The following is a 20,878-nucleotide window of genomic DNA, read 5'->3' as shown; positions in this document are numbered from 1 at the left end:
CTTCTTGCGCACTTTTTATGGGGTTTCGGGTTTAGCGTTCGCTAAAACCTGTCGTTTTATTTCTTAAGCTTTTGTTTTTGTTTGGTTAATTTGTAGCTGGCACAGCCCTTGATATCTCCGTAGCCCCCGGATTGGCATTCACGCCTTTTCGGATGGTTTTTTAAGCACGGAGAGCATCCTTGGCGACCCCCCCAAATCCGCCCGTTGGTGGCGAGCAACGCGAACCGCAAGTGGCGATCGTTCCGCTTGATCTGATTCAGGTTGAAGACGTTGGTCTTGGTGCGGCCAGTTTCGATGCCTGGCTGCAGGAAATCAGTGGCGGGGTTGTTTCGCTCGATCGAATCAAGGCAGTGGCCGGCGGGCTGCCGGTGGTGGGCAACATCATGGCGCTGGTCGATGCGCTGAATGACATTGTCCGGCTGGCGACCAGTGACAAGCGCGACCCGCTGGACTGGGTCAGTTTGGGCATCAATCTGATCGGCATGATCCCCATTCCGCCGGGCATGGCGGCAGCGCGAATGACCTTGCGGCCGATCCTGTTTCTGGTGCGTCAGGAGATGCGTCAGGCCGGGAAGATGGTGTTGGGGGATGCGCTGATCGAGGTTCTGATCGGGCATCTGAATGCCACCATCGTCGGGCCCCTTGATGACTTTGTGAGCCAGGCGCAGGGCAAGCTTCCCGGAATTCTCGAGGATGCGGGCAAGCTTGGGGAAGGCGTACTTTTTCAGATCGCTGATGGTCTGGAGAAGCTGGTTAACCCGGAGCTGAACGCCAAGGCTGACTTGCTGGAAGCGGAGCAGTTGGTTCATGCCGCTGGAGATCTCTGGGCTTACGACCCTAAGGCGGCGATTGGCAACATCTTTGCGGCGGCTGCGGAGGTTTGCGCTGCTGCGGGCAAGGGTGCGGTAAATGGCGCTGTTGAACATCTTGTGCCTGAAGCAGTTAAAAAAGAGGTCGTCAAACAGGCCGATTTGTTGCGTGCGATGGGGCCGGAGCTTCGGACCCAGATCAAAGGGCTGGCGGATCCTGGGGCTCAGAACTCGCTTGGTTCTTTGCTGCTAACGTTGGACGGCGCCGTTGTCAGTTGGCGGGCGCGCAACGGGCATGGTCAATCGTTCAACATCAAGCCTGGGGTGACTAATCAGGCCAAGCGCAGGGCCGGGGAAGGCAAGCTTGAGAAGGTTCAGCGTGAGACGCCAGCAAAGGGCCAGCCCAACCCGAAGATAAACTGTGTCTGTGCTGCTACGGGCAACAGCATTAGTTTTGCGATGGGTTCGGAGTCGGTGCGGCATACCGATTTCAGTCTGCCGGGGCCGTTTCCGATTGAGTGGACGCGGACTTATTGTTCGAGTCTGGATGCCTACGATCAGGACATCATCGGCGCACGCTGGATCACGCCGTTTACTACGCGCTTCGATCTCGTCGGCGACGGTCTGGTGTTTCATGACTCCGATGGGCGTAGCCATGAATTTCCTCTTCCCAAGTTAAAACTCTTTCACTTCAACGCCATTGAGAACCTGACCGTCGTTCGCCTCAGCAAAGATCGGTTATTGCTGATGCGTGGCCTGGATCACAGGGAGACCTATGTTCGGCGGGGCAAGCGCTTTGTTCTGATCAACAAGATGTTGCCCAACGGCGCCGGGGTGATGCTGCATCATGAGTATCGTCATGATGGGCAGTTGGTGCTCTCCGAATTGGTGACTTACTCGGAGAAGGATCTCAACAAAGTCCATCTTCGCCTGGGCACTTTGATTGATGATCAGGGGCGGTTGACGGGTCTTTGGGAAGTCCGGGACGGCGACGTCAAACGCCAACTCTGCGCGTATCAGTACGATGATTTCGGCGATCTTGTTCTGGCTCAGGACGAGAACGGTTCGGCCTGGCGTTATCAGTATCAGAACCATCTGATCACCCGCTACACCGACCGCACTAACCGTGGGCTGAATTTGCAATGGCAGGGATCAGGCCCTGACGCGAAAGCCGTGCGCGAATGGGCCGATGACGGCAGCTTTGATACTCGGTTGGCTTGGGACGAAAACATCCGTCTGACCTACGTCACGGATGCTTTGGGCCATGAAACCCGGCATTACTACGACAGCTTGGGTTACACCTATCGCATCTACCACGCCGATGGGCGTTCGGAATGGTTCTTCCGCGATGCGGCGAAGAACATCATCCGCCACGTCCACACCGACGGCAGTACTGACCGGTATCGTTACGACAAGCTGAGCAACCTCACCGAGCACACCCGCGCTGATCACAGCGTGATGAACTACGCGTATGACGATAAAAGCCACCTGATCAAGATCAGCGATGGCGAGGGCGGGCTGTGGAAACGGGATTACGACCTTCGCGGAAATCTGATCGAGGCGATTGATCCGCTAGAGAACGTTACCGAATACGCCTACAACTCGTTCGGCCTTCCTACGGCGATCAAGGATGCCAACGGGAATACCAAGAAACTTGAGTACAACGCTGCGGGCCAGTTGCTGAAATACGTCGATTGCTCGGGGAAAACTAGCAATTGGGAGTACGACGAACGCGGCCAAATGATCTGCTTTACCGATCCGGTCGGGCACAGCACCACGTACGAATACAAAGCCGGTCAGCTTGTCCTGATCAAACATCCGGACAAGACCGAAGAACGCTTTAGCCGGGATGCCGAAGGCAGACTTCTCGCCCACTCGGATGGTCTCGAACGATGCACCACCTGGCGTTACACCGCCGCCGGTTTTATCGCCGAGCGCGTCGACGCCGCCGAGCAGACCTTGCGCTACCGCTGGGATAAGTTAGGCCGCCTCGTTTCGTTGGAAAACGAAAACGAACGCAGCGCGCATTTTCACTACGACCCGGTTGGGCGCCTGCTGGAAGAGCGCAGCTTCGACAATCGCTCGACCCGCTATCAGTACGATCCGGAAACCGGGCGTCTTGCCGAGATTATCAACGTCCAACGCAGCATTGCTCTGACCTTCGACCCCGTGGGCCGCCTGACCGAACGCCGCGCCACCCTCGGCGAACAGTCCCAGAGCGAAACCTTCGCCTACGACGGCAATGGCCATCTGGTCATGGCGACCAACGCGATCAGCAAGCTGCAATGGTTTCACGACCCGGCCGGCAATCTGCTGCGCGAGCACCAGCACTACACCAGCCTGATAGAACCGCTGGTTGCGGTCTGGCAGCACGAGTACGACGCGCTCAACAACCGCGTCGCCACCATCCGCCCGGATGGACACCGCGTCAGTTGGCTCACCTACGGCAGCGGTCATCTGCTCGGCCTGAAGCTCGATGAGCATGAACTGCTCAGCTACGAGCGCGACGACCTCCACCGCGAGATCAGCCGGCACCAAGGCAATAACCTGCTGCAAACCCAGCAATGGGACCCGGCGGGACGCCTCCAAGAACAACTACTGGGCCGAGCAGACGATAAATCCACGCTCATCAAACGCGCATACACCTACGACGCCGCAGGCCAACTTACCTATATCAATGACAGCCGTCGCGGCCCGCTCTCCTATCGCTACGACCCGGTAAGCCGCCTGCTAAGCGCCACCAGTCGCCTCGGCACCGAAACCTTCGCCTTCGACCCTGCAAGCAACCTGCTCAACGAAACCGCCGCGCCGGTCCGCCGCCCACTAGACCCCAAACCGACTCAAAACAAACTCGTGGACAACCTCCTGCGCGACTACGCAGGCGGCCACTACGAATACGACGAACGCGGCAACCTGACCGAGCGCTGGACCAATGGCCTGCGCAGCGAACTGCACTGGGACCTCTTCGATCGTCTGGTGCACTTCTGCGATCCGCGCCTTACCGTAGACTTCGGCTACGACCCCCTCGGACGTCGCCTCTACAAATTCTCCAAAGCCCACTACCGCCCACGCCCCGAAGCCGGCACCGGCTGGAACGAGAACGAACACGCGCGAAAAGAACGCGAGCTGGGCTGCGGCTTCACCTTGTACGGCTGGGACGGCGACAACCTCGCCTGGGAAAGCAGCCCGCCGCCCTACGCTGGCGCGCTCGGCCGAACGGTGCATTACATCCACGAGCCCGGCACTTTCGTCCCCGTGGCCCAGGCCATCCGCCACGAAACGATTCGGCTCGTCAGCCAGCCGACATACGAAGGTCGCTACAACTTCAAAGAAGATCCGCTGTGGAACTACAAACCGGTTGCGCTGCCAATCGACGCACTCGCCTGGTACCAATGCGACCACCTCGGCACCCCGCAGGAAATAACCGACCAAAACGGCAACACCGCCTGGAGCGCGCAATACAAAGCGTGGGGGGAGGCAACTGAAAAGCGCTCCGAATTCGCTCACCAGATCGGCCTGACCAACCCAATCCGCTTCCAAGGCCAATACTACGACCACGAAACCGACCTGCACTACAACCGGCATCGGTACTATGATCCAAGGGTCGGGCGGTTTATTAGCAAGGATCCGATTGGCTACAGTGGTGGGCTAAACTTCTACCAATACGCGCCTAACCCAGTGCTATGGGTAGATCCGCTTGGTTTATCGTACGCAGAAGATGCTGCAGATGCAGCGTTTGCCGCAGGTAAGGAGTCGGGGGCGGCGAGTGAGTTACTCATCGGTGGAAAGGTTTTCACAGGTGTGAGTGGAGACGTGGTTCCACATAATACAAATGTAACCGGCGCCCTAATGGGTACTCCCGCTTCCGCTCGTGAGGAATGGCATGGAGGGTGCGCTGAGGTAGTCTGTCTCGATAAGGCTTTAAACGCTGGAGTGGATCCTGCGGGAGGAACTAGTCGAGCAGTGAACATTGGAGTGTCTGGAGATGGACACAAAACGCCCAAAAAAGCGTGTGGCTCGTGTCGCGACCTTTTGGGTTATTTCGGAGTTGGTGAATGAGTCTATCAATTAATTCTATTATTTGGCCCAAAGATAATTTGGCTGCACAAAGGCACTACGTTTCTTACATGATTAAAGTCCTGAGTTCTTTAGAAATCGAGTATGCCGGATGGGAAAGAAACCCGGTGCACTTTGTTGAAGGCTATATCGCTGGAAGGTGCACAAGCGAGCAGTGTAGAGCTGAAGCCATCGCGTGGTGGAGCTACATCGACTCTCGAGGAGAAAGTAGGGAGCTGAGGGATCCCCAAGTATTAATGGCCAGACTGGCAATTTGCTTGCTATCAATTGATGAAGACAAAGTTGGTAGACTAGGGGAATCATTATCATGGTTCATCGAAGTGCTCGGGTTCATGGGTAAAAACACTAGAACTGCCATAACTATAATGGCGGAGCACTTCGAGTTTCAGCAGCGATAGCTTGCCTGAGGAACCAAAGGGAAAACCCTCTTCGAGTTAAGCTGGCAATACCGCTGGGGCACGCACTAAAACGTGTCACGAAGATCAACCCGGATTTCGAGCTGCAGATGCAGCGTGAAATCGAGCGCACCGAGCCTGCGAAGATCGTGTTGAAACCCGCTCAGCTCTGATCGGTTTTTGATCAAAAGAAAAGGCGTTGCCCTCGCGGGCAACGCCTTTTTTGTTACGGGCTAGCCCTGCAAATTACGCAGGAATTGCCTTCGCTTTTGGCTCACGAGCCCAGACGCGGTGCTGCTGGATTGCATCGAAAAACGCCTTGAAGGAAGCGCTGTCCGAGACCGCCAGCAAGCCGGCATCGGCTTCCAGACGCAGCAGATCGATCAGTTTCTGTGCGTCACCCGCGTAGGCGATTGCTTTGAGATGCTTGTAGGCCTCAAGCACGTAGTGCAGTGCCACGCCGTCGCCGCTCAGCGCTTTGATAGAAGCGTCGCCGCCCGGAATGAACACAGCGTCGAACGCGACCGATGGCAAACCTTCCATCGAAGCATCGACGGCCAGCGTTGCGCCGCTCGCGGTCTTAACCGGTGCGGAGGTAGGACCCAACACCTTGGCATGTGCGCCTTCGGCTTCCAGCGCCGCTTTCATCGCCGCTACGGCTTTGTCATCGACGCCATTGGCGACCAAAATGGCAACTTTGCGCGAGGCAATGTCGGCAGGCAGCAAGTTTGCCTGGCTCAGCAGCGGCGACTTATCGACTGTCAACTTGCCGTTGCTTTGCGCTTGGGCAGTTGGGGCGGTAGGCGCTGGCAAGCCAAGGTTTTCAGCCACACGTTTAGCCAGGGTGAGGTCGATATTCGCGAGAATCTCGTTCACCTGGCGTGCGCGGATGTGCTCACGCTCGACCTTGCCCAGCTCGAAGCTGTAGGCCGCGATGATGTGCTCTTTCTCGTGCTCGCTCATGCTGTTGAAGAACAGCGTGGCTTGGGAGAAGTGATCGCCAAAGGAAGGGCTGCGCTCACGCACCTTCTCTGCCGAGACGCGCTCGTGATACGTCTCGAAGCCGCCATCCTGCGGACCGGCAGGGGTTTCTTTCGGCCAGCCGCCATCGATCGAGTTCGGCTCGTACGAAGCACGACCCTTGTCGATAGTGGTGCGGTGTTGCGCATCACGCTGGTTATTGTGGTTCGGCGAGACCGGACGGTTGATCGGGATCTCGTGGAAGTTCGGCCCACCCAGTCGGCTGATCTGCGTATCGGTGTAGGAAAACAACCGACCTTGCAGCAGCGGATCGTTGGAAAAGTCGATACCCGGCACGATGTGGCCTGGGCAGAACGCAACCTGCTCGGTCTCGGCGAAGTAGTTGTCCGGGTTACGGTTAAGCACCATCTTGCCCAGCGGTGTTACCGGCACCAGCTCTTCCGGGATGATTTTGGTCGGGTCCAGAAGGTCGAAGTCGAACTTGTGCTCGTCTTCCTCGGCGACGATCTGTACGCCTAGTTCCCATTCCGGGTAGTCGCCCATCTCGATGGACTCCCACAGATCGCGGCGATGGAAGTCAGTGTCCTTGCCCGCCAGTTTCTGTGCTTCGTCCCACACCAGGGAGCAGGTACCGTACTTGGGCTTCCAGTGGAATTTGACGAAGGAGGACTTGCCCTCGGTGTTGATCATGCGGAAGGTGTGAATGCCGAAGCCCTGCATGGAGCGCAGGCTTTTCGGGATCGCACGGTCAGACATGGTCCACAGCACCATGTGTGCGGATTCCGGCACCAGGGAAACGAAGTCCCAGAACGTGTCGTGAGCCGAGCCACCGGTAGGGATTTCGTTATGAGGCTCTGGCTTCACCGCGTGTACGAAATCGGGAAACTTGATGGCGTCCTGGATGAAGAACACAGGCATGTTGTTGCCCACCAGGTCGTAGTTGCCTTCGCCTGTATAGAACTTGACTGCGAAACCGCGTACGTCACGGACGGTATCGCCGGAGCCGCGTGGGCCCTGAACCGTGGAAAAACGTACGAAGACCGGGGTTTTCTTGCCCGGATCGCGCAGGAATTCGGCCTTGGACAGCGCGGAATGGTTCTCGTAGGTCTGGAAATAACCGTGCGCCGCCGTGCCGCGCGCGTGGACGATGCGCTCCGGAATGCGTTCGTGGTCAAAATGCGTGATTTTCTCGCGCATGATGAAGTCTTCGAGCAGCGAAGGGCCGCGCGAGCCAACTTTCAGCGTGTTCTGGTTGTCGGAGATCTTTACGCCCTGATTGGTGCGCAAAGCCTCGCCGGTAGCGTCGGAGCGGAACGTTTCAAGACTTTCGACCTTGGCGTTGGTGTTGCCACGGTCCAGCGTGTCAGTGCCAGCCAGTTCACTGTTGGCGTTGGCGCTAACAGGTGGATTGGTGTTCGTACTCATCAGACAAAACTCCTCAGTTCGGACGGCTCCTTTTTTGCGCACCAGGGTGTGGCGGCGGCAGGAGCTCGTAAGCGGAAATGCCTGACACGAAGTCAGGCATTATTCAGGCGCTAAGTAAGTGACTGATGATGAAAACAGCCGTTCCGTTTGTTTTTCCGATTCTTCGATTTTCATCATCAGACTGACAGTCGGCCATCCATATGACCGTTCAGCAGGTTCGGTGCGAAATAAATGCTAAGAAGGCTGGGCCCAACCCGGATTCGACAGGCTAAAATGCGCGCCCGGTTTACCCAGCCGAAGCCGAAATGGCATCGCTCAGCAGCGTGATGAAGGCATGAGTCTCCACGCTGATTTTTCAACGCGCCCCACAAGGTTCGCTCCGTGATCGAGTTTCAGAACGTCCACAAAACCTATCGGGTCGCCGATCGGGAAATTCCCGCGCTGCACCCCACCAGCCTGCGCATCGAAAATGGCCAGGTGTTTGGCCTGATCGGCCACTCCGGCGCCGGCAAGAGCACCATGCTGCGCCTGATCAACCGCCTTGAAGCACCGAGCGGCGGCAAGATCCTGGTTGACGATGTCGATGTCACCGCGCTGGACGCCGACGGCCTGCGCGGCTTCCGCCGTCAGGTCGGCATGATTTTCCAGCATTTCAATTTGCTGTCGTCCAAGACCGTGGCCGACAACGTCGCCATGCCGCTGACCCTGGCCGGGGACATGTCCCGCGCGCAGATCGATCAGCGCGTGGCCGAATTGCTGGCTCGCGTGGGTCTGTCCGATCACGCCAAAAAATATCCGGCGCAATTGTCCGGCGGTCAGAAGCAACGTGTCGGCATCGCCCGCGCGCTGGCGACCAAGCCGAAGATTCTGCTGTGCGACGAGGCCACCAGCGCCCTCGACCCGCAAACCACGGCATCGGTGTTGCAGCTGCTGGCCGAGATCAATCGCGAACTGAAGCTGACCATCGTTTTGATCACCCACGAAATGGACGTGATCCGTCGTGTTTGTGATCAGGTGGCGGTCATGGACGCGGGCGTCATCGTTGAGCAGGGCGCCGTGGCCGATGTGTTTCTGCACCCCAAGCACCCGACCACTCGCCGCTTTGTGCAGGAAGACGAAGAGGTCGACGAAAACCAGCTGAACAGCGATTTCGCCCACGTTCAGGGCCGCATCGTGCGCCTGACGTTTCAGGGCGAAGCGACCTACGCGCCATTGCTGGGTACGGTCGCGCGGGAAACCGGAGTGGACTACAGCATTCTGGCCGGCCGTATCGACCGCATCAAAGACACGCCTTACGGGCAACTGACGCTGGCCATCACCGGTGGTGACATGGACGCCGCGTTTGCCCGCTTCACCGCAGCCGACGTTCACATGGAGGTCCTGCGCTGATGGACACTTTTCTCAACCTGTTTTCCAACGTCGACTGGTACGAAATCTGGCTGGCGACCGGCGACACCCTGATCATGCTCGGTGTCTCACTGGCGTTCACCGTCCTGCTGGGCTTGCCGCTCGGCGTGTTGATGTTCCTCACCTCGCCGCGTCAGTTGCTTGAGAACAGGCCGGTTTACTCCACCGTGGGCTTGATCGTGAACATGCTGCGGGCGCTGCCGTTCATCATCCTGCTGATCGTGATGATGCCGCTGACGGAAATCATCACCGGCACCTCGCTGGGAATTCTCGGCACTCTGCCGCCATTGATCGCAGGCGCCACCCCGTTCTTCGCCCGCCTGGTGGAAACCGCGCTGCGGGAAGTGGATCGCGGCATCATTGAGGCCACTCAGGCCATGGGCGCAACGACCCGGCAGATCGTGATCAAGGCGCTGTTGCCTGAAGCACGCCCGGGCATCCTCGCGGCGATCACCGTGACTGCGATTGCGCTGGTGTCGTTCACGGCCATGGCCGGTGCGGTCGGTGCCGGTGGCCTGGGCGATCTGGCGATTCGCTACGGTTACCAACGCTTCCAGAACGATGTGATGTTTGTGACGGTCGTATTGCTGCTGGTGCTGGTGCAGATCCTGCAAACCGTCGGCGACAGACTGGTCGCGCACTTTTCACACCGTTAACCGAATTCGCCGGTCAGTGACCGGCCAATGCACGCCACCGCGCGTGCATTTCAGGAGTAGTAGACATGAAGAAGTTGTTGGCTGTATTCGCTGCTGTGGCGGCGCTGTCTGCCCATGCTGACGAGACCTTGACCGTGGCGGCCTCCGCCGTGCCCCACGCAGAGATTCTCGAGTTCGTGAAGCCGATGCTGGCGAAGGAAGGTGTGACGCTGAACGTGAAGGTGTTCAACGATTACATTCAGCCGAACGTGCAGGTCGATCAGAAGCGCATGGACGCCAATTTCTTCCAGCATCAGCCGTATCTGGATGAGTTCAACAAGGGCAAGGGCACCCATCTCGTGAGCGTGGCCAAGGTTCATATCGAACCTTTTGGCGCTTACTCGGACAAGCTCAAGAGCCTCGCCGAGCTGCCGGACGGCGCTAATGTCGCGATCCCGAATGACGCCACCAACGAGGGCCGTGCTCTGTTGCTGCTGGTCAAGGCCGGCCTGATTACCCTGAAGGATCCGAACAGCATCACCGCCAAGCCAGGCGACGTTCAGCAGAACCCGAAGAACCTGAAATTCCGCGAGCTGGAAGCCGCCACCTTGCCACGCGTGCTGACGCAGGTGGACCTGGCGCTGATCAACACCAATTACGCCCTGACCGCCAAGCTTGATCCGACCAAGGATGCGTTGATCATCGAAGGATCGGAGTCGCCTTACGCGAACATCCTCGTCACTCGCGAAGACAATAAGGATGCCCCGGCCATCCAGAAACTGGTCGCTGCACTGCACAGCCCGGAAACCAAGGCGTTCATCGTCGAAAAGTACAAAGGCGCGGTTGTTCCGGCGTTCTGATCCCCCCACACCAATGATCTCGGCGCAACGCCGAGATCATCGTTCCTCACTTCCTCTCCACCAGCCCCGGCAACTGCGCCACCAGCTTCTGGCTGTTCAGCGGCGCGCGGATGAAGCCGCGTTGGGTACCGTCGGGGCCGAGGAGGGCGAGGTTGCCGCTGTGGTCGACCGTGTAGCCCGGCTTGCTGGTATCAGCCGGGATGTAGGGGATGCTCACGGCATTCGCCAGCTTCTGCAGCGTATCCACCGGCGCCCTCAGGCCGACGAACTGCTTGTCGAAATAACCCAGGTACTGTTTGAGCTGTTGCGGGGTGTCGCGATCAGGATCGACGCTGACCAGCACAATGCGCAGTTTGTCGACGGCCTCACTGGGCAGCTCGCTTCTGATCTGACGCAGCTGGGCGAGGGTGGTCGGGCAGATGTCCGGGCAGAAGGTGTAGCCGAAGAACAGCACCGTCCATTTGCCCTTCAATTGGCTCAGTGAAAGGGGCTGGGCGTCCTGATCGGTGAGCGAGAGATCCGGCACGGTACGGCTCTGCGGGAGAAGGATAATCCCCGCAGCGATAAACGCGGTCTGGTCGCCCTGAGCCGATCCGGACAGCACACGGTAGACGGTCAGGCCAAGCACCAGCGCCACGATGGCCGCCAGGATTAAAACGGTTTTCTGGGTTCGGGTCATGACTTCAGCACAATGAGTGATCCACGGTCGCGCGATTATGCACATAACCATGAAACTGTTATGACAATTACGTCTTAGCGTCATTTGTGGGCAGGCTAAGGTATGGACTTCCCTATAATGACTGCCTGGTTTCACTGCCTATGGAGCATTCATGAACACCGCCGCATTGCGCGAGCAGATCACCCGAGCTCAGGAACACGAGAACCAATCCGGTCAGCTAGCGCGCCAGTTGGAGTCGCAACTTCCTCATTTGCACCCGTCCATTCACTTGCCAGACGTAGACCCGCGAGGCGTGCTGACGCGTTTCGTCATTGCTTACATCGGTCAGGTGCCGGACCTGCTGGACGCCGCCCATGACGTCGCGTTGCAGGCGGGCATTGAAAGCCAGATCAAGCCGGTCCTGAAAATCGCCGAGCAATTCTTCAGTGCGCCTCCCGCCATCATGGCGGGCCACGAAGGTCTGGACGGGCTGCTGGATGAGGCGTATCTGGCCCACCGTCTGGTGGAGGAAGTGAATGATCTGTACATCAAGCATTTCGGCCAGCCGCTGATACCGATGAACACCACGGTGGCCAGCGTCATCGCCCACCAATTGATCGGCGAATCGTTCGCCAACCAGCTGGACGAAGTGGTGCATCACGCCATCGACGAGATGCTCGACGACGACAGTTTCTCCCTGGAGTCGGTGGAAACCTACCGCGAGCGCCTTGCCAGCCCGGACACCGATGCGGCTTGGAAACGCTGGCCCAGCCTGTCACGTCAGTTGGGCATAGGGCTGGAACTGGAGCGCGGGAAAGACTGAGCCCGCACTCCCTTTACCCGCCTCAGTGCAAAGCTGCTCCTCCGATCGACGTACGGATCCTTCCCTCCACGCGACGCTTGAGCAGCCGTTGCTCCAACAGCAAACGCGAGCCCTGCGCCGCATTGGCGCGTCCCCATTCCTCCAGCAGCTCCAGGCAGGAATGGTCGATGTACGTCAGGTTGCCCAACGGCACATGCAGCGTGGTTCCCGGCGGCACGGTTTCCAGCGTTTGCGTCAGCGCCGGCACCTTGAGGAACGTGGCAGAACCATTAAGGCGGAGCTCCATTTCGCCTTCGGCCGGCAGGTCGACAAGATTGATCTTCAAGCGCGATGCACTCAGCGCCAGCTTCACCAGGGTCAGGCCGAAGCCGATCAACACGCCCGTCAGCAAGTCGGTCAGGACGATCGCGCTGGCGGTCGCGCCATAAATGAACATTGGCATGCGGCCATAGCGCCCCAGCCCCTTGAGCGCCTGAACATTCACCAGCTTCACACCGGTGTAGACCAGAACGCCGGCCAGGCTCGCCACAGGAATGCTCTGCAACACGCTGGACAGCAACAGCACGAACGCCAGCAGCCACAGACCGTGGAACATCGCCGAAAGCCGGGTCTTCGCACCGGCCTGCACGTTGGCCGAACTGCGCACGATTACGCCGGTCATCGGCAGCGCGCCGACCAGCCCGCAGAGCATGTTGCCCACGCCTTGGGCGCTGAGCTCTTTATCAAAGTCCGATCGCTGACCGTCGTGCATGCGATCCACCGCCGCCGCCGACAACAGGGTTTCAGCGCTGGCAATGAAGGCCACGGCAATCGCCGCGATCAGGATGGCAGGGTCGGCCAGGTTCAACAGGTCTGCAGGGCGCAGCCAGTCGATGGCTTCAGCAAGATTAGCCGGAACCTCGACGCGCTTGACCTGCAAGCTCATCACCAGACTCACCACCGTTGCGATACCGACGCCGAGCAACGCGCCTGGCACGAACCGCAGTGCATGGGGCCGACGCTTTTCCCACAGCCACATGACGGCGATGGTGCCCAGCCCGAGAAGACCGGCCTGCATGGCACTGCCCATCCCCATCGCACCGATAACGGTCTGCGGGAACGCCACCAGATTGTCCAGCCCGGAAGGCTTGGGCCCGCTGTCGAACATGACGTGGACCTGGGAAAGCACGATCAGTACGCCGATGCCCGCCAGCATGCCGTACACCACCGCCGGCGCCGTGACGCGAAACCAGCAGCCGAGCTTCAAGCGACCGGCCAGCAACTGCAGCGCACCGGCGAGCAGCAAAATCGGCCCGAGCATGGCCATGCCGTGTTCACGGACCAGCTCGAACACCAGCACCGCCAGACCTGCCGCCGGGCCGCTGACCTGAAGCGGCGAGCCTGCCAGCCAGCCCACCACCAGACCGCCGATGATGCCGGTGATCAAACCCTTGGACGGCGGCATGCCGGACGCAATGGCGATCCCCATGCACAGCGGCAGGGCCACCAGAAAAACCACCACGGAAGCCAGCAGCTCCCGTGGTAACAACGCTTTCAGATCAGTAGTAGCCATGACGACTCTCCGGAATTCAGACGTGACGACGCCCGGCGGCACGCGCTATGTGCGGCCGCTACGAGCTTGTATGAGGTGGAACCGTCAGGGCCAACGCCGCTGCGCTCAGGCGCAGCGGGTCAGCCGGCGATCAATATCGCCCGCGGGGGATCGACGCCATGGGCACCGGGTGGTCGCCATCCAGCGCCAGGAAGCAGTCCTGCTCGGCATCGTAAGCGCGGATTTCGCTGGTTTCGATGTCGTAGACCCAGCCATGGATGAACAACTGACCGCTGGCCAGCTTGGACGCCACGGAGGGGTGCGTGCGCAAGTGTTGCAGCTGCGCGATGACGTTTTCTTCGGTGAGCACGTGCATGGTTTCATGCTCACCAGTGCAATTGCAGTTGTCCTGCACAACGGTCTTGGCGACCTCCGCATGGCGCAGCCAGGCTTTGACCGTCGGCATTTTTTCCAGCGTGTCGGGGTTGAGAACGGCGCGCATGGCCCCGCAATCGGAGTGGCCGCAGACAATGATGTGCTGCACGCCCAAAGCCAGTACGGCGTATTCGATAGCGGTAGAAACGCCGCCATTCATGGGGCCGTACGGCGGGACGACATTGCCCACGTTACGGGTGACGAACAGGTCGCCCGGGGAGCTTTGGGTGATGAGTTCCGGGACGATGCGCGAGTCCGCGCAGGTGATGAACATGGCCCGGGGATGTTGGGCGGTGGCGAGTTTCTTGAACAGTTCTTCCTGCTGAGGGAAGACGTCATGGCGGAAATGCTTGAAGCCATCAACGATCTGCTTCAACGCCATTTCGGCGGTTTCCACCTGAGGCGTTACGCCTGTCGTCGCAGCCTGAGGCTGCTTATCCTGGTCACTCATGTTTCATCCTCTCTGACGGATTTAAGTGGATTTTCCGGCGAATCCTGTGGATGACCCACTTTTTTCTGGTCTTCTTGCGTATCTTTTCCTACAAGACCAATCGGTCACTTCCGACTTACCTTAACGACGCAAACTTAATTGAAACTGAATGCGTGGCTCTAGATCGCGGGTCTTGCGTTAGAAAATCTAAACCGCAAGCGGCTGTTGTGGTGGAACACAGTTAAGACGCCATCCGAGTCACAGCAGCGACATCTGACCGCCGGGTGGGCAAAACGCGCTGCAGTCGAGCTGAAAACTTTCCCGGCGGTTCAAGCCATGCTTCTTGATGGCGAGGCTGTAACGCTGCGCCAGCAACTCAGCGAATACCCCCTCACCGCGCATCCGCGAGCCAAACCGGCTGTCATACACCTCGCCGCCTCGGCTCTGCCGAACCAGGCTCATGACGTGCTCGGCCCTTTGCGGATAATGCGCCTGCAGCCACTCTTCGAACAGCGGCGCAACCTCCATCGGCAGGCGCAGCATCACGTAGCTCGCACTCAACGCGCCAGCGGCCTTGGCCTCGGCCATTAGCTTCTCCAGCTCCATGTCATTGATCATCGGAATCATCGGCGCCAGCAACACGCCCACCGGGACACCGGCATCACGCAAGACCCGGATCGCCCGCAGCCTGGCCTTGGGCGCGGCAGCCCGGGGTTCAAGGATGCGCTTGAGCTCGTCGTCCAGAGTCGTGAGGCTGATGAACACCGACACCAGCCGCAACTTCGCCAGCTCGGCCAGCAGGTCCAGATCCCGAAGAATCAGCGAACCTTTGGTGATGATCGTCACCGGATGGCGATAGCGCAGCAGCACTTCCAGCGTCGCCCGGCTCAATGTGTATTCGCGCTCGATGGGCTGATACGGATCGGTGTTCGCCCCCAAAGTGATCGGCGCGACGCTGTAGCCTGGCTTGGACAGCTGCTGCTCCAGCAGAGCGGCAGCATTGGTTTTGGCGATCAATTTGGTCTCGAAATCCAGCCCCGGTGACATGTCCCAATAGGCGTGGCTCGGCCGGGCGTAGCAATAAATACAACCGTGCTCGCATCCTCGGTAAGGATTGATCGAGCGGTCGAAAGGAATATCGGGCGATGAGTTACGCGCGATGATGCTCTTGGCGGTTTCCAGCGTGACGGTGGTGCCTTGGGTCAGCGGTACTTCCTGATACCAGCCGTCGTCTTCGGCCACCGATCGGTTGGGGGCGAAGCGGTTGTGGGGGTTGGTCGCAGTGCCGCGCCCGCGTGGGGGCAACTGAATGGACATGACGGCTCCTTGATAACTGGTTATGCATACAGTATCGCGAAACGCTCATGCCGTTAACGCGCCGCCCCGGAAAAACACTCTGGCGCCGATCAACGGCTTTCACTATCTTTTGACACCCCCCTCACAGCGCCTTGACCCTGCGCGGCGAAAACTTGCCTCATCGATAAACGGCTGGTTTCCACGGTACGTCTTCCATGCGCCTTCGCCCGCTCGCTGCCCAACTCCTCCTGCTGTTGGCCGTATCCTCTGTGTCTCTCGCTCAAGCTGAGGATGCTTCATCCGCGCAATCGTCACGCCCGGCGCAGTGGGCGCAACTCGTTGACCCGCACTACAACCTCTACCAAATAACGCCCACGCTTTACCGCAGTCGACAGCCGGACGCCGCAGCACAGCCGCTTCTGCAGCGGCTTGGCGTTCACACGGTGATCAATTTCCTCAAGGAAAGTGACAGTAAATGGTTGACCGATGCCTCCGTGGCGCAGGTGCAGATTCCGCTGCAGGTGGTGCACATCGACGATGCCGATGTCATCGAGAGTCTGCGCGCCATCCAGACCGCGCAGCAAAACGGGCCGGTGCTGATTCACTGCAAGCACGGGCTGGACCGCACTGGTTTGGTAGCAGCGATGTACCGCATCGTTGCCCAGGGCTGGAGCAAGCAAGCGGCGCTGGATGAGATGGAACATGGTGGTTATGGCGACGAAGACAGCCTCAAGCGCGGGATTGCCTACATCGACAACGTCGATGTGGCGGCACTGAAGTCGGCAATGGACGCGGGTGCGTGCAGCACTAGCGTGTTTAGCCTCTGTGCGATCAAAGGCTTTTCGCGCAAAGCGGGCATGATCAACTAGCGGTATGCATGACCACCGTTGGCAATCCACGGCATCTAACAGCGCTCATCACCTTTGCATCTTGCAATACAACTGATCAGCGTGAAGTTTGCACTCACGCAAAACAAAACTATTACTCAGTACATGCCAATCACGGCATGGAGCCATGCAACGTTTACCAGAAACACCCAATCGAAAAGGATTTCGACAATGACATTCAATTACCCGGCGTGTGCGCTGGCGACGCTCTTTAGCATCGGCACGCTCAACGCCTACGCGACGACGCTCGATTCGCGTGATAAACCCTTCAATGAATACAGTTGGGTCACCACCCACAATTCCTATGAAAAGATCAACCAAAACCTGAAGGAAATGCCGGCCCAACTCAACGATGGCGTCCGGGGTTTCATGCTTGATCTCTACGTCGAAGGTTCAAACCCTCGCCCCGAAGAACGTATCAAAGTGTGCCACCAGAAACTTGCCTGCTATGGGCCGTTATCCGCACATTTAAAAAACGAATTCCTGCCTTTCCTGCAAAAAAATCCAGGTGAGGTGGTTACGTTGTTCCTTGAAACGTACGTGAAGCGGGAGCACCTTCAGGAGGTATTCAATACCTTGCCGGAGCTGTCGAGCGTTTCATTCGACCCGGCAAACTTCGCTGCTAATCAGTGGCCGACGATCAACCAGATGGCGGCACGCAATAACCGCCTGATCCTGCTCACAGACAAACGCGAGGTCGCAGGCGACTACTGGGTTCAGGGAAAAAAGATCACGGTCATGTTTGATCAGGATTGGATTGTGCAGAACAAGTGGGACACGCTGGGTAACGTTGCCAGCAGCATTGAAAGGACTCACGACTGGTCTTGCCCCACGCGCTGGGACGGGTTGCCGCTCAACACCGAAAAGGTTGCCAGCTCGACGGGCAAGCAATGGAAACGGTTGTTCCTCATGAATCAGTTTCATCCGGGCACCTCTACCGTCTTCGACTCGGCCAGCTACGACAACAACCTGACTTACCTCAAGCGCCGCCAGGACAACTGTGGTGTTGGCCCCAACTACGTTGGTATCAACAATTACAAGAGCGGTGAGGCAGAGCGTTACACCGCTGCGCTCAACAATGGCGGCATCTTTTTGCATGAAGGTCGAAATGCAAGCCGGTCACAAGACATTGTCTGCGTGATCCCTGTCAGAACCGGGGTGGTTGATCGCAAGGCCAACGGTTGTGAAAACGATGAGGCGAGGTCGATGTCCTTGTCGGGTGTTGCCACTGGAACCCGCATTCAGTTGTTCGACAGTGGCAGTGGCAATACTCAGGACGATCACATCACCATCGATGTGAAGCGCAACATTGGAATTGGGGAACGTGTGGTCATTCCGAGCTTCGAATCCGACGCGAGCAACAGCAATTACCAAGCCGTTTATAACCGCAACAACGGGCTTGATGGAAAGACGTCGCGCATTGTCATTGGCCGGACACCCACCAACTTTTCGGACGCATCCGTGGCGTTTTACGAGGGCACTAACGCCAGTCAGAACCTGGATTGCGTGATTCCTTTCAGTTCGAGCTACACCATGAAGATGAAGAGCAACAGCTTTGGCTGCTCCAACGATGAAATCAAGTCGGCCCGCATCATCAAAGCCAAAGCGGGTGCGTCTTTCACGCTCACGGGCCATCCTCAAGGCAATTTCAACGAGGGGCGGACGACTGTCGAGATTCTGCGCGACATTACCCTTCCCGTGGTCATTCCGAGCTTCAACAGCAGCTATTCAAACAGCGACGTCAAAGTGACGAATTACACCAGGGCCATCGGTGGCAAAATCTCTTTCGGTTATATCGGCGGCGCACAGTAATCCACAAACGCTACAAAAAAAGGGATACCCACGACGGGTATCCCTTTCTTTATCCGAGATCACGTCAACTCGGATCAACCGGTTTCTTCAGCTTCGGATTCGGGAAAAACTGCACGCCTTGCACCTTGGGATCGGCCGGCTTCACCGCAGGCTTGTTCACCCGCGTGCCAAGTTCTGTCGGGATCGATTGCCCCTGCGCGTTGAGGGTGTCGGAATAACCACAGTGCACGCACTCACGGTGCGGCACGTCGTCTTCGTTCCACATCGTCAACTTGTCAGGCTCGCTGCACGCCGGGCAGACCGCCCCGGCGATAAAGCGTTTCTTGGTAATCACCCGCGGTGTCTCGGTCATGCTGCCGCTTCCTCACTCAAGCCCGAATGGCGCAAGAGTGCGTCAATCGACGGCTCGCGTCCGCGGAAGTCGACGAACAGCACCATCGGCGCCTGGGATCCGCCCCGCGCCAGAATGGCCTCACGGAACGCCCTGCCGGTCTGCTCGTTAAACACGCCTTCTTCCTCGAACTTCGAGAACGCATCCGCAGACAACACTTCGGCCCACTTGTAGCTGTAATAGCCCGCCGCGTAACCGCCAGCAAAAATGTGCGCGAAGCTGTTCGGGAAGCGGTTGTACGCAGGCGGACGCATCACCGACACCTCGTCACGCACGCCTTCGAGCACTTGCAGCGTGGTACGGCCGTCGCCATGGGTGGCATGCAATTCGAAGTCGAACAGCGAGAATTCCAGTTGGCGGACCATCATCAGGCCGGACTGGAAATTCTTCGCGGCGAGCATTTTCTCCAGCAGGTCCTGAGGCAGCGGCTCGCCGGTTTCGTAATGGCCGGAAATCAGCGCCAGACCTTCCGGCTCCCAGCACCAGTTTTCCATGAACTGGCTTGGCAGCTCGACCGCATCCCAGGCAACGCCATTGATCCCCGACGCACCCGCGTGTTCGACCCGGGTCAGCAGGTGGTGCAGACCGTGTCCGAATTCGTGGAACAGGGTGGTGACTTCATCGTGGGTGAGCAACGCCGGCTTACCGCTGACCGCCGGGGTGAAGTTACAGACCAAGTTGGCGACCGGGCTTTGCAGCGTGCCTTCAGCCGTGCGACGACGATCGCGGGCGCCGTCCATCCACGCACCGCCACGCTTGTTGGCGCGGGCGTAGAGATCGAAGAAGAAGCGCCCGACGTGCTGGCCGTTTTCCTTGATTTCGAACAGGCGGACGTCCGGGTGCCAGGTATCGAAGCCCTTCTGCTCGGCGATTTCAATGCCGTACAGTTTTTGTACGATAGCGAACAGGCCGGTGAGCACTTTGTCGACCGGGAAGTAGGCGCGCAGGGCTTCCTGGGAAACGCTGTAGCGCTGTTCGCGCAGCTTCTCGCCATAGAAACCGCTGTCCCAGCTCTGCAGGTCCGGGCAGCCTTGTTCGGCGGCATAGGCTTTCAACTGCTGCAGATCCTGAGCGGCAAACGGCTTGCTGCGCTTGGCCAGATCACGCAGGAAGCTGAGGACCTGATCGCTGGACTCGGCCATTTTGGTGGCCAGGCTCAGCTCGGAGAAGCTGGCAAAACCCAGCAGTTTGGCCAGCTCCTGACGCAGATCGAGAATCTGCTCCATGATCGGGCCGTTGTCGTTTTTGCCTGCGTTCGGGCCCTGGTCTGACGCGCGGGTGCAATACGCCGCGTAAACTTCCTCGCGCAGCGCGCGGTCTTCGGCGTAGGTCATGACAGCGTAGTAGCTCGGGAATTCGAGCGTGATCAGGTAGCCTTCCAAGTCTTTCGCCTGGGCTGCGGCGGCCATTTGCGCCTTGGCCGAATCGGTCAGGCCGGCGAGGACGGCTTCGTCAGTGACGTGCTTGCTCCAGGCTTGAGTCGCGTCGAGCAACTGGTTGGAGAACTGGCTGCCCAGCTCGGACAGCTTGCTCTGCACTTCGGCATAGCGTTTTTGCTGTTCTGGCGGCAGGTCGATGCCAGACAAGCGGAAATCGCGCAGCGATTGTTCAAGAATGGTCTTCTGGGCGACGTCGAAATTGGCCGCTTCCGGGCTGTTGGCCAAGGCTTCGAAGGCCTGGAACAGTTCGCGGTTCTGGCCCATTTCGGTCGAATAGGCGCTCAGTGCCGGCAGGCAAGACTCATAGGCCTCGCGCAGTTCCGCGCTGTTGCACACAGCGTTCAAATGGCTGACCGGGCTCCAGGCGGCGCCCAGGCGATCATTGAGTTCGTCCATCGCCAGCACCAGGCCAGCCCATGTAGGCTGCGAACCTTGCTTGGCGAGGATGTCGGCAATCGCGGCGCGGTTGTCGGCGAGAATCTGTTCGATGGCAGGTTTTACATGCTCGGCGCGAATCGCCGAGAAAGGTGGCAGGTCGTAGGATTGCAACAGAGGGTTGTTCGCGCTCACGGTTTGGCACCTTGGCT

Annotated in this window: 15 protein-coding genes and 1 pseudogene; 9 read left to right on the top strand and 7 right to left on the bottom strand. The window is 58.7% G+C overall.

Annotated features, from left to right (window positions below; translation table 11 throughout):
* Window positions 1-179 precede the first annotated feature (179 nt).
* The 3 genes and pseudogenes from AC3ISG_RS00280 to AC3ISG_RS00270 form a co-directional block, all read left to right on the top strand.
* The gene (locus AC3ISG_RS00280) at window positions 180-4,868 is read left to right on the top strand and encodes an RHS repeat-associated core domain-containing protein (RefSeq protein WP_489298255.1); all 4,689 of its coding nucleotides are present in this window, start codon (window positions 180-182) and stop codon (window positions 4,866-4,868) included.
* Window positions 4,865-5,284 (top strand): hypothetical protein, encoded by a 420-nt coding sequence (locus AC3ISG_RS00275; protein ID WP_489298254.1) that lies wholly within the window; start codon window positions 4,865-4,867, stop codon window positions 5,282-5,284. The genes AC3ISG_RS00280 and AC3ISG_RS00275 overlap by 4 nt, the downstream gene beginning before the upstream one ends.
* A gap of 68 nt (window positions 5,285-5,352) precedes the next feature.
* Window positions 5,353-5,454 (top strand): annotated as a pseudogene (locus AC3ISG_RS00270) (PA5502 family lipoprotein); the annotation flags it as partial.
* Window positions 5,455-5,527: 73 nt separating this feature from the next.
* On the opposite strand, the gene katE reads toward AC3ISG_RS00270, so the two are convergent.
* Window positions 5,528-7,687, bottom strand: a complete 2,160-nt coding sequence (gene katE / locus AC3ISG_RS00265; protein ID WP_122623670.1) for a catalase HPII — start codon at window positions 7,685-7,687, stop codon at window positions 5,528-5,530.
* Window positions 7,688-8,068: 381 nt separating this feature from the next.
* On the opposite strand from katE, the gene AC3ISG_RS00260 reads away from it, so the two are divergent.
* From AC3ISG_RS00260 to AC3ISG_RS00250, 3 genes are all read left to right on the top strand, one after another.
* Window positions 8,069-9,076, top strand: coding sequence for a methionine ABC transporter ATP-binding protein (locus AC3ISG_RS00260; RefSeq protein ID WP_074886255.1), 1,008 nt, complete (start codon window positions 8,069-8,071; stop codon window positions 9,074-9,076).
* Window positions 9,076-9,750 carry a methionine ABC transporter permease gene (locus tag AC3ISG_RS00255; protein WP_122623669.1) on the top strand — a complete coding sequence of 225 codons (675 nt, stop codon included), beginning with the start codon at window positions 9,076-9,078 and terminating at the stop codon, window positions 9,748-9,750. Before AC3ISG_RS00260 ends, AC3ISG_RS00255 begins: the two co-directional genes overlap by 1 nt.
* Window positions 9,751-9,815: 65 nt before the next feature.
* Window positions 9,816-10,589 (top strand): MetQ/NlpA family ABC transporter substrate-binding protein, encoded by a 774-nt coding sequence (locus tag AC3ISG_RS00250; RefSeq protein WP_122623668.1) that lies wholly within the window; start codon window positions 9,816-9,818, stop codon window positions 10,587-10,589.
* A 46-nt stretch (window positions 10,590-10,635) separates the two neighbouring features.
* Here the strand turns inward: AC3ISG_RS00250 and AC3ISG_RS00245 are convergent, their stop codons facing one another.
* The gene (locus AC3ISG_RS00245) at window positions 10,636-11,268 is read right to left on the bottom strand and encodes an SCO family protein (RefSeq protein ID WP_489298253.1); all 633 of its coding nucleotides are present in this window, start codon (window positions 11,266-11,268) and stop codon (window positions 10,636-10,638) included.
* A gap of 151 nt (window positions 11,269-11,419) precedes the next feature.
* Between AC3ISG_RS00245 and AC3ISG_RS00240 the strand changes: the two genes are divergently transcribed.
* Window positions 11,420-12,070: a hypothetical protein gene (locus tag AC3ISG_RS00240; RefSeq protein WP_489298252.1), complete on the top strand. Its 651-nt coding sequence runs from the start codon at window positions 11,420-11,422 to the stop codon at window positions 12,068-12,070.
* Window positions 12,071-12,092: 22 nt separating this feature from the next.
* On the opposite strand, the gene AC3ISG_RS00235 is transcribed toward AC3ISG_RS00240, so the two are convergent.
* The 3 genes from AC3ISG_RS00235 to AC3ISG_RS00225 form a co-directional block, all read right to left on the bottom strand.
* Window positions 12,093-13,622: a SulP family inorganic anion transporter gene (locus AC3ISG_RS00235; protein ID WP_489298251.1), complete on the bottom strand. Its 1,530-nt coding sequence runs from the start codon at window positions 13,620-13,622 to the stop codon at window positions 12,093-12,095.
* Between the two features lie 130 nt (window positions 13,623-13,752).
* On the bottom strand, window positions 13,753-14,418 hold the full coding sequence (locus tag AC3ISG_RS00230; RefSeq protein ID WP_420793012.1) for a carbonic anhydrase: 666 nt from the start codon (window positions 14,416-14,418) through the stop codon (window positions 13,753-13,755).
* 306 nt (window positions 14,419-14,724) lie between these two features.
* Window positions 14,725-15,783 carry a PA0069 family radical SAM protein gene (locus tag AC3ISG_RS00225; RefSeq protein WP_489298250.1) on the bottom strand — a complete coding sequence of 353 codons (1,059 nt, stop codon included), beginning with the start codon at window positions 15,781-15,783 and terminating at the stop codon, window positions 14,725-14,727.
* A 194-nt stretch (window positions 15,784-15,977) separates the two neighbouring features.
* Between AC3ISG_RS00225 and AC3ISG_RS00220 the strand changes: the two genes are divergently transcribed.
* Window positions 15,978-16,631 carry a dual specificity protein phosphatase family protein gene (locus tag AC3ISG_RS00220; protein ID WP_489298249.1) on the top strand — a complete coding sequence of 218 codons (654 nt, stop codon included), beginning with the start codon at window positions 15,978-15,980 and terminating at the stop codon, window positions 16,629-16,631.
* Between the two features lie 189 nt (window positions 16,632-16,820).
* Window positions 16,821-18,461 carry a phosphoinositide-specific phospholipase C-related protein gene (locus tag AC3ISG_RS00215; protein WP_489298248.1) on the top strand — a complete coding sequence of 547 codons (1,641 nt, stop codon included), beginning with the start codon at window positions 16,821-16,823 and terminating at the stop codon, window positions 18,459-18,461.
* A gap of 64 nt (window positions 18,462-18,525) precedes the next feature.
* On the opposite strand, the gene AC3ISG_RS00210 is transcribed toward AC3ISG_RS00215, so the two are convergent.
* Entirely contained in the window at window positions 18,526-18,813 is a 288-nt protein-coding gene (locus AC3ISG_RS00210; RefSeq protein WP_489298247.1) for a YheV family putative zinc ribbon protein, read from the bottom strand.
* Window positions 18,810-20,861 carry an oligopeptidase A gene (prlC, locus tag AC3ISG_RS00205; protein ID WP_489298246.1) on the bottom strand — a complete coding sequence of 684 codons (2,052 nt, stop codon included), beginning with the start codon at window positions 20,859-20,861 and terminating at the stop codon, window positions 18,810-18,812. Before prlC ends, AC3ISG_RS00210 begins: the two co-directional genes overlap by 4 nt.
* Window positions 20,862-20,878: the final 17 nt, after the last annotated feature.

The organism is Pseudomonas sp. GL_135, assembly GCF_057834665.1.
The sequence above is the reverse complement of the archived record's forward strand: the minus strand, read 5'-3'. Positions and strand labels throughout refer to the sequence as shown.